Origin of the sequence: Loktanella salsilacus (assembly GCF_900114485.1) — a bacterium.
In the GTDB taxonomy this organism is placed as follows: domain Bacteria; phylum Pseudomonadota; class Alphaproteobacteria; order Rhodobacterales; family Rhodobacteraceae; genus Loktanella; species Loktanella salsilacus.
The window spans coordinates 31,950-40,644 of sequence record NZ_FOTF01000026.1 but is presented as its reverse complement, the minus strand read 5'-3'; the positions used below and the strand labels follow the sequence as shown (position 1 = coordinate 40,644).

The window sequence follows — 8,695 nt, the reverse complement described above, 5'->3', positions numbered from 1 at the left end:
GCCTCATCCAGCGTTTTCAGATATGCCCTGCGCCAGCCAAACAGTTGCGGCGGCGAAATCCCCAATCGACGCGCCAGCGCCGAAACATTGACATCCGGTGCCATGGCCGCGGCGACAGCCTGCGCCTTGAACTCATCAGACCAGCGACGACGCTCTCCGACGGGCGCACCGTCAAGACGTTCGACGACGGCTTCGATCAACTGAAAGCTACCATGCGTAGGCATAGGCGTAGGACTGGTCGTAGACATAAAACCCCGGCGCTTGCGTGAACGTCGCAAACCTACCAAGGAATAGGCCGCCCTTTAACCCACGGGGCTGCCTTGTCGCTTACGCTATCAGTATTGGTTCCCTCGCTTATTTACCCGTCGTCGGACATGATCCTAAATGTCGAACGATCGCTTTTTCACGGTGTTGCCGTGATTGTTGAAACTGCTGCGCTACTCCGGGCCATCTCGACACGGGCACGCTTGGATCGTCAGTCCAGTCTTGATCGTAGCGCGATCGAAACGGCAATGACTGATGCTGCTGCAGCGCTTGTTCAAGCTAAAGCCGGTCAAAAAGAAAGCGAGGAACTGCGCATGCGCGCAGAGGCCGCTGTGACCAAAGCAGAACAAGAGACCCTGAAATCAAGCGAGGCGATGGCCCAATTGGATGTCGCCAACGCGCGCGAACGCGAACGTCAGCAAAACGAGGCGGAGCGCGACCGCGCCCAAGCCGAGCGGGTGTCCTTTGTCGTCGAACAGCTGCGGATCGGATTGAAAAACCTGTCTGATAAGCGTCTTGATCAGCAGCTCGATCAGCTATTTTCTGACGAATACGATGACCTACGCCGCGATTTTAACGACGCTGTCGTGTCACTGCGGCGGGCGATAGAATCTGTCCTAGAAGGCGCTGACGATATCAGTGTCGAAACCAGTCAAATCTCTAAGGCGACAGCAGATTTGGCGACCCGGACTGAAAGTCAGGCAACCATGCTTGCTGACGTCGCAGCGCAGATGTCGCGGGTGAATGAAAACGTGCGCGGCACGGCAAAGCTGGCGAAAACCACAAGCGGGGAAGCGAACCAAACGCAGGTCGAAACGGAAAAAAGTGCTGCATTGGTTGGCGATGCGGTCGTTGCCATGGGAAAGATTGAAGCATCGTCCCAGCAAATCACATCAATTATCAAAGTGATCGAAGACATTTCCTTCCAGACGAACCTATTGGCGCTGAACGCCGGCGTAGAAGCTGCACGCGCCGGAGATTCTGGTCGGGGCTTTGCGGTTGTCGCATCTGAAGTGCGCGCCCTTGCACAACGTTCGTCGCAGGCGGCAAGCGAGATCAGAGGGTTGATCGAAAACAGCGGCGCACAAGTGACCCAAGGCGTTGATCTGGTGCAGCGCACAGGGGTCGCACTGAAAGACGTGGCAGAGCGTATCATCGCGATGTCATCGCGCGTCACTGAGATTGCGACATCCGCAGAACAACAAGCCAAAGTGATTCAAGGGATCGATCAGTCTTTGGGCCAGCTTGATCTGGTAACCCAGCGCAATGCCGCAACCTTTGAAGAGACAACAGCAGCCAGTTCTTCGGTCGCCACAAATGTGCAGGAATTGGTGCAGACGATTGCTGTGTTCGTTCCTAAAAGCACAAAATCTGTCAAACGCAAAGTCGCGTAAAGTATCAAGCCCTGTCTCTTTGCCAAGTTTGGTCAGATAGAATCGAAAAGGTAAATGTATTCAAATCTTGCCGATTTACGCGTCTAGCACATTTCGATTGATCCCGTGATCGCGCCTAAAAGCCAGATGGGACCGCATTAGATCCGCCGTTCGTTTGGCGGATCTAATGGCGTAAAATGGCGGGTGCCCAGCCCCCGATTCGACGATTTGTGGAAGGCGGCCTAATCTTGTGACTGCGTGATCCATTGGGGCAAATGGGGCGCACATTACAGCGAAGACATGTTTGCGACATGAAGCGACATGGTATGCCCAATATCGTGAAGGGTAAGCGATCTGACACCGGGTCAGGTCCACGGTCCGAGAGATTGATCATGTCGCAGACACCCCCGCTTTTCTACACGACCGGTGCCACCCAAACGCCGCGCCACGCAATCGCAACGCGCGTTTTGCATGCAGGGCTTGCCACGGCGATCGTCGTGCAGCTTGGCAGTAGTCAGTTCATGAACCCTGACGACGGGGGCGATAATATCTTTCGTGCTCATTCTTATGTTGGGCTGGCGGCCTTTGCCCTCGTGCTTGCGTTTTGGGTGCAGACGCTTTTGCGCCAGCGCGGCACGCCGCTGGGCACGTTGATCCCTTGGTTTAACGGCCAGCGCCTTGGCGCGGTCTGGTCTGATTTTAAGGCGCACCTGTCCGCGCTGACAAAACGACGCCTTCCGGTGCACGACACCCATGCGCCCTTTGCTTCAGCCATTCATGGTCTTGGTTTGCTTTTGGTGACGGCGATGGCTGCGTCGGGCACGCTGTATTATTTCGTAACCACGGGCGATCCTGACGCAGGCGGCTTGGTCAAGGTTGCGATGACCGTTCATACGACGCTGGCTAATCTTGTATGGATTTATCTCATCGGTCACGCGGCAATGGGGTTGATTGCGCATTATGGTGGCACCCTATCACTGCGGCAGATGTGGTCCTTGCGCAAACATCCCGGTGCCTGACGGGGGCTTGGGAAAATCGATGCGCGCGGCCAGTCCGGGCGCATTGTCGGCCAAGGTCAAATGCGCGCGGTGCAAAGTGCAGACTGCCGCCACCAGCGCCAAGCCAAGCCCGTTTCCATCCGCCGTGCGGCTGCGTTCAAGGCGGTATAGTCGTTGCAAAACCTTGCTGCGCTCATGCTCTGGAATACCCGGACCTCGGTCTGCGACAACAAGCGTGACGCCATCCGGTCCAGTGGAAACGGTGACCTGAATGCTTCCGCCATCGCCGCCATGCAGCATGGCGTTTTGGATCAGGTTGACCAGCAATTGCGATAGCAGTTGTCGTTCGCCTGCCACGATAGCATCCGAAGTCAAATCCGTCGTCAGGATCAACCCTCTTGCCTCGGCGTCGACTTCTAGAAAATCGACAACGTCGCGGGCGATATCTGTCAGATCAACCGCCGTCAGACGGTCGCGTGCGGCACCGCCTTCGATTTGTGCCAGCTGCAGAAGCGCCTGAAACGTGCGCACGATGCACGCGGTCTCATCCTTTGCGCGTAGCAGCAGCGTTTCCTGCGCTGCGGACAGGTCTGTTTTCGTCATCACTTGATCCAGCAGCACCGACACCCGCTGGATCGGCGTCTTAAGGTCATGCGCAATATCGGTCGAGACTTGGCGCATGGACACAAGTAGCGCCTCTTGCGCGGCGGCCATGTCGTTCACGTCCTGCCCGATGCCTGACAGATCATCGTGGCGGCCAGCAACGCCCGGCACGCGCGCGGCGGTTTGGCCGCTTGTGATTGCACTTAACGCGGTCTGGATGGTGCCAATCCGCTGCTGCGTCCGCCGGGCCACCCACAGGCCCGCACTGGCGGCGATGCCAATCGCGGGCAACAATCCCATTAAAACGGCGGCGGCAAACACTTCGGCCATTTCAATAATAGAATCGCGGGATTGAGCGACGATCAATTGCCCATCCCCGATCCGAAGGCTGCGCACCTGATAACTTTCGGCGAGGGGCCGATCAGACGTGGCAAAGTCGGACCCCGGCAAGACGGCAAATCCGCTAACCGGTGCGGCCCGTTTAACGTTCGCAATGACAGCCCCATCATCGGGCAGAAAGTGCAGGATCCGGTAAGCCGGGTCGGTCGTCAGGGCCGCCTCTGTCAAATGTTCGCGTAGTTCGGCAAGGTCGGCCGTAGACCCAAAGGTATCGACGGTCTGCTGCATATCAGACAGGATCGCCGCCGTCAGATTAGCGCGCACGAGGAAAAAAGTTGTGGCAAAACAGGCCAGCGACGTCGCGGTAAAGATGACCGACAAGATGACGGTCAGGCGCAGCGGCGTAGACCTGATGCGCAGCACGCGGGCGGGCATCATGCGACGTTGATCCGGTAGCCCGCGCCGCGCACTGTCTCGATCAGTTCTGATCCAAAGGGTTTGTCGATCTTGGCCCGCAGCCTGCTGATGTGGGTGTCGACAACATTGGTCAGCGGATCATAGTGAATGTCCCAGACCGACTCCATCAGCATGGTCCGCGTTTGCACCCGGCCTTTTCGGCGCATCAACTGCTCTAGCAGGGCGAATTCACGCGGCAGCAGATCAATGATCTGGCCCGCCCGCGTGACCTTGCGGGTCAGCAAATTCATGTCCAGATCCGCGACGGTTAGGCTGATCGGGTCGTCCTGCATCTTGGGGCGCCGACCAATGGCTGCGATCCGGGCAGAGAGTTCGCCAAAGGCAAACGGCTTGACCAGATAGTCGTCCGCGCCCGCGTGCAGTCCGGCGATCCTGTCATCGACGCCGCCCATCGCAGTTAGAAACAGCACGGGTGTTGCGTTTTTCGTGGCCCGCAGGGTTTTGACCACGCTCATGCCGTCTAGTCCCGGCAACATCCGGTCCACGACCATCACGTCATAGGTCCCGATCGTGGCCTGCACCAATCCGTCAGCGCCAGAGGCGATCAAATCAACGCTATGGCCCTCTTCGCGCAACCCGTCCGCGATATAGGCCCCGGTGGCTGCGTCGTCTTCGATGACGAGTATTTTCATGGTCGCCCCTTACGCGCTGAACCGACTAACAAAGCAGCGGCTTTGGGGATGAGTATCACAGGGCGCTGAACTGCGATCATTGCAAATTTGCAATGATCCGGAAAACGCCGCGTGGGGGCGGGGCTGTCACGCCACGCAACATGGCAGCGTAGGATTTGCGACTGCTTGCACGATCATCCCCGGCCCTGTGCCGGACCATCAGGGGCACCCGCGATGAAGAACCTTTTGTTAAGCACGGTGCTGATCATCGTCCCGGTCGGCCTTTTCGCCGCCGGATACAATTTCTTAACGCCGGCGCAGATTGTGCAGGCCGCCGCACCCAGCCTTGGCGACATGGCGCACTTCGTCGTAATCACAACGGACGTACAGGGGGTCGCGGCGACTGGCGATTTGCCAGCTGCCAAGGCGCGGATCACTGATCTGGAAACCGCTTGGGATGACGCACAAAGCACGTTGCGGCCTAATAATACACTGGCGTGGGGCAATGTTGACGGGGCGATTGACGGCGCGTTGACGGCGCTGCGCGCTAAGGCTCCGGACGGCACCACGGTCACCGCGACGCTGGCCGCTTTGCAAACCGCGCTTGCTGACCCCGCCGTAGGGACCGCAGGCGGGCCGCTACAAACCGTGTCCGGCGTGGCCACCACTGACGGAAACGGTCGTGCGCTGCCGTGTGAAGTCATGCTGGACCAGTTCCGCACGGCCCTGTCGCAAGCCACCATCGCGCCGCGCGATCGCGCCACCATCGACACGCTGCAGGCCAAGGGGACAGAGCGTTGCAACGCTGACGACGACACCCGCGCCGATGACTTTTTCGCGCAGGGCATTGCCCTGATGACCCACTGAATCTGCGAGCTAAGGGAAAAACCATGAGCACTTTTGCACCATCCGCCGCCCTGAACCGCGTACCTGATGTGACCGTCGACTTCTGGCTGATCAAACTGATGGCCGTCACGATGGGGGAAACCGCGGCCGACTTTTTGGCTGTGAACCTTGGCCTTGGGTTGACTGCGACCTCGCTGCTGATGGCGGCCATTCTGATCGGCGCGTTGGCGCTGCAATTTCGCCAAAGGCGGTACGTGCCGTGGTCATATTGGCTGGCGGTCGTGCTGATTTCGATCGTTGGCACGTTGGTGACTGACAACCTTGTCGACAACTTTGGCGTATCGCTGGTGACGACGACGGTTTTGTTCAGCGCCTTGCTGGCCCTGACCTTTGCCGCTTGGTTCGCGTCAGAACGCACACTGTCGATCCACGAGGTCAAGACGACCCGGCGAGAGGGCTTCTATTGGCTTGCGATCCTGTTCACCTTTGCCCTTGGAACCGCTGCGGGCGATCTGGTGGCAGAGCATTTTGCGCTGGGCTACATGGCGACGGGCATCTTGTTTGGCATGATCATCGCATCGGTGACGGCGGGGTATTTCGTGCTGAAACTTGACGGGAATTGGGCGTTCTGGATCGCTTACATCTTCACTCGCCCGTTGGGCGCATCCCTTGGCGATCTGTTGTCGCAGCCTGCGGAATATGGCGGCTACGGTCTTGGGACGATTATGACCAGCGCGCTGTTTCTGGCCGCCATTGTCGCGATTGTCATCTACATGTCGCGGGGGCGCCAAGCCCGCGTGCAGCCTATGATCGGCTAACGCTCATCCAGAATGGCTGCGCATGGCGCAGGGTGATCCCGGGATCGGTGTGGGGCGTTTGGCCGGGCAGGGCGCGCAGGTCAAACTCAGCAAAGACCCGGCCGATCACGTGGGCTGCGATCTTGTTCGCCAGATGCAGGCCGACGCAGCGATGTTGCCCCAGCCCGAACGGCAGGTAGGCATCGCGCGGACGCGGTGTGCCATCCGCAAAGCGGGCGGGGTCAAACCGCGTCGGATCAGGCCAGAAATCAGCCCGGCGGTGCAACAGAAACGGAGAGATCAGGACCGAACTGCCGCGCGGGATGTCAAAGCCGCCAATGGTGTCCGCCTGCAACGCACGGCGTTCGATGATCCAGATCGACGGGTAAAGCCTGATCGCCTCTGCAAAAATATGGGCGGGGTCTGCGGCCTGAATGGTACCAGAGGCGTGGATGAAGGCCCAAGACAGGGCATTCGCCGTCGTCTCGTGCCCCGCAAGCAGCAGCGTCATGGCGGCGTCGCGCAGTTCTTGATCCGTCAGTTGCGCCTCTCCCTCTGCCGCGTGGGCATCCAGCAGGCGGGTCAGCACATCGTCCGGGCGCTGGACACTGGCGCGGCGCGTTTGGATCAGATCGAGCACGATCGCATCAATCTGCGCAACGGCCTTTTTAAAGGCGGGGCGGTGCAGACGGGGAGAGAGGAGAGAGGCGTCCAAAGGGGCCTCGATCCGGCGCCAGGTGTCGGCCAGCAGGATTTCCAAAGGCGCGTTAATGCGCTGCGGATCGATGCTGGATGAAAACAGAATGCGGATTGCGGCGGCGATGACCAGTTGCATCATCTCGTCCACGATGTCGATCTTGCCCGCCTTGTCCCAACGGACAAACATCGGCGCAATCAGGTCGTCCAAGACGGGGCCGATCCCATCGAAGGCGCGAGGCTGGAATGCGGGCTGGATCAGGCGGCGGTGCCGCGCCCATGCGGTCTGATCGGCAGACAAAAGGCTGCGCCCTGTGGTGGCCGCGATCCGGTCCGCGCTGCGGGTGGCCTTGTCATAGTTTGCCGCATTGCGCGACAGCACCTGTTCCACCAGCGCAGGGTGGTTGACTAAATGCGCCGTGATCGGCCCAAACCGCAGGCGCACAACATCGCCATGGTCCTGCGCGGCCTGCGCCAAAAACCCCAGCGAGTCCGCCTTGAACGCCCCTAGCGATCCCCACAGCAGGCTGCCCTTTGGCCCCGGCGCACGCGTCATTTCGCATAGCCCCCGCGTTCAAAACTGCGGGCCCAGCGGTCTGCGACGATGGCTTTGGTGGGGGCATCCAATTCGCCGAAACTGTTCTTTTTATACCCTTTCAGGCTGGCGACATAACCGCGCAAAACCAAAGAGAATTCCGCGAAACCGTCCAGCGACAGCGCGTCATAGGCCTTTGCGATTTCGCCGACCGGATCGGCCTCTAACGCGTCAAAGCGAAGCTCGTGAATCTGGCCTTTTGGGACCAAGGGCAGATCGGCGTAATAGGCGTCATACATCGCCTCGTGGCGCCGCAGGATGCCATCGTCAATCGCCCCCAGATCGGGCTTTTGCAGATAGGTGTACCAGCCAGCAGTATCAAAGAAATGCCGCTGCGATTGAAAGACGCGGTAGGGGTCGCGGTGGATATGAATGAAACGGGCGTCCGGAAACATCTCTAATATCAGCCGAATGCGCGCGGTATGCGGCGGCGATTTGATCAGCAAATGGCGCGTGTCATGCAGCGATAGCTTTTTACAAAAGGTGACAAAGGCGGACTTCCAGGCTGCAACGTCTTGCGGGTCGGCATCTTGAAACGTCATGTAGCGGTCGTAATGATCCATCCGGCGCGGAAAGCTCGTGCCAAGGTAAAGCGAGGTCAGCGTCATCAGCAGCGGGGCGAACTCGTCCTCTTGCGGGGACGTAAAGGCCAGCGCCATGTTATCCATCGGGCGCTTTGGCGGGACCAGCCATGGGAACATGCGGGTGGTAAAGCCTTCGGTCGTCAGAAAAGTGTAAGGGTTCACAACCTGATAGGTGTTAGGAAATTGAAACTGGGCGCGGTCCTGCGCCAGTAATTCGTGCAGCAGGGTCGTGCCGCTGCGCCAATGGCCAAGGATAAACAGCGGCGCTTTGGGGCGCGGGGCCTGGCGGATCGCCGCGCCATAGCGCAATTCCTCAACCCCGGCGCAGACCGAATTGGACAGGCTTGCCAGCGTAATCGCGGCAGCGCGGTGCAAATAGGCAGGGGACACCTGAAACCCGTTTTGCGCCAGCAATTTGCACCACCGCCCAAAGGTGATTCCGGTCAGATAATTGTGCCCAATGCTCCATTGATGTTTCAGCTGGGCACTCATGTCCTTGTCCGATCGCATAT

General features: G+C 59.2%; 9 protein-coding genes. 4 read left to right on the top strand and 5 right to left on the bottom strand.

Translation table 11 applies throughout. From position 1 onward, the window contains the following. Positions 1-224, bottom strand: a 224-nt coding sequence (locus BM131_RS16945; RefSeq protein ID WP_139222673.1) for a transposase, incomplete at its 3' end; no start/stop codon positions are given. 354 nt (positions 225-578) lie between these two features. Here BM131_RS16945 and BM131_RS16940 point away from each other — a divergent pair. Together BM131_RS16940 and BM131_RS16935 are read left to right on the top strand one after the other, a co-directional pair. Then, positions 579-1,658: a methyl-accepting chemotaxis protein gene (locus tag BM131_RS16940; RefSeq protein WP_175499417.1), complete on the top strand. Its 1,080-nt coding sequence runs from the start codon at positions 579-581 to the stop codon at positions 1,656-1,658. Positions 1,659-2,029: 371 nt separating this feature from the next. Next, entirely contained in the window at positions 2,030-2,656 is a 627-nt protein-coding gene (locus BM131_RS16935) for a cytochrome b/b6 domain-containing protein (RefSeq protein ID WP_090191366.1), read from the top strand. Here BM131_RS16935 and BM131_RS16930 read toward each other — a convergent pair. Continuing rightward, positions 2,612-4,015, bottom strand: a complete 1,404-nt coding sequence (locus BM131_RS16930; RefSeq protein ID WP_090191358.1) for a sensor histidine kinase — start codon at positions 4,013-4,015, stop codon at positions 2,612-2,614. The genes BM131_RS16935 and BM131_RS16930 overlap by 45 nt on opposite strands. Then, positions 4,012-4,686 (bottom strand): winged helix-turn-helix domain-containing protein, encoded by a 675-nt coding sequence (locus tag BM131_RS16925; RefSeq protein WP_090191356.1) that lies wholly within the window; start codon positions 4,684-4,686, stop codon positions 4,012-4,014. Before BM131_RS16925 ends, BM131_RS16930 begins: the two co-directional genes overlap by 4 nt. A 213-nt stretch (positions 4,687-4,899) precedes the next feature. On the opposite strand from BM131_RS16925, the gene BM131_RS16920 reads away from it, so the two are divergent. Next, positions 4,900-5,532, top strand: a complete 633-nt coding sequence (locus BM131_RS16920) for a hypothetical protein (RefSeq protein ID WP_090191355.1) — start codon at positions 4,900-4,902, stop codon at positions 5,530-5,532. Between the two features lie 23 nt (positions 5,533-5,555). After that, positions 5,556-6,329, top strand: a complete 774-nt coding sequence (locus BM131_RS16915) for a COG4705 family protein (RefSeq protein ID WP_090191353.1) — start codon at positions 5,556-5,558, stop codon at positions 6,327-6,329. Here the strand turns inward: BM131_RS16915 and BM131_RS16910 are convergent. Together BM131_RS16910 and BM131_RS16905 are read right to left on the bottom strand one after the other, a co-directional pair. Next, positions 6,316-7,560 (bottom strand): cytochrome P450, encoded by a 1,245-nt coding sequence (locus BM131_RS16910; protein WP_090191352.1) that lies wholly within the window; start codon positions 7,558-7,560, stop codon positions 6,316-6,318. The two genes, BM131_RS16915 and BM131_RS16910, sit on opposite strands and share 14 nt — an antisense overlap. Continuing rightward, entirely contained in the window at positions 7,557-8,675 is a 1,119-nt protein-coding gene (locus tag BM131_RS16905) for a sulfotransferase family protein (RefSeq protein ID WP_175499415.1), read from the bottom strand. The genes BM131_RS16910 and BM131_RS16905 overlap by 4 nt, the downstream gene beginning before the upstream one ends. Between the last annotated feature and the right edge of the window lie 20 nt (positions 8,676-8,695).

What these genes read in the sequence shown, in the direction of transcription:
- BM131_RS16920 (WP_090191355.1), top strand. Translation starts at nt 4,900, where the DNA reads ATGAAGAACCTTTTGTTAAGCACGGTGCTGATCATCGTCCCGGTCGGC.
- BM131_RS16940 (WP_175499417.1), top strand. Translation starts at nt 579, where the DNA reads ATGCGCGCAGAGGCCGCTGTGACCAAAGCAGAACAAGAGACCCTGAAA.
- BM131_RS16915 (WP_090191353.1), top strand. Translation starts at nt 5,556, where the DNA reads ATGAGCACTTTTGCACCATCCGCCGCCCTGAACCGCGTACCTGATGTG.
- BM131_RS16935 (WP_090191366.1), top strand. Translation starts at nt 2,030, where the DNA reads ATGTCGCAGACACCCCCGCTTTTCTACACGACCGGTGCCACCCAAACG.
- BM131_RS16910 (WP_090191352.1), bottom strand. Translation starts at nt 7,560, where the DNA reads ATGACGCGTGCGCCGGGGCCAAAGGGCAGCCTGCTGTGGGGATCGCTA.
- BM131_RS16930 (WP_090191358.1), bottom strand. Translation starts at nt 4,015, where the DNA reads ATGATGCCCGCCCGCGTGCTGCGCATCAGGTCTACGCCGCTGCGCCTG.
- BM131_RS16925 (WP_090191356.1), bottom strand. Translation starts at nt 4,686, where the DNA reads ATGAAAATACTCGTCATCGAAGACGACGCAGCCACCGGGGCCTATATC.
- BM131_RS16905 (WP_175499415.1), bottom strand. Translation starts at nt 8,675, where the DNA reads ATGAGTGCCCAGCTGAAACATCAATGGAGCATTGGGCACAATTATCTG.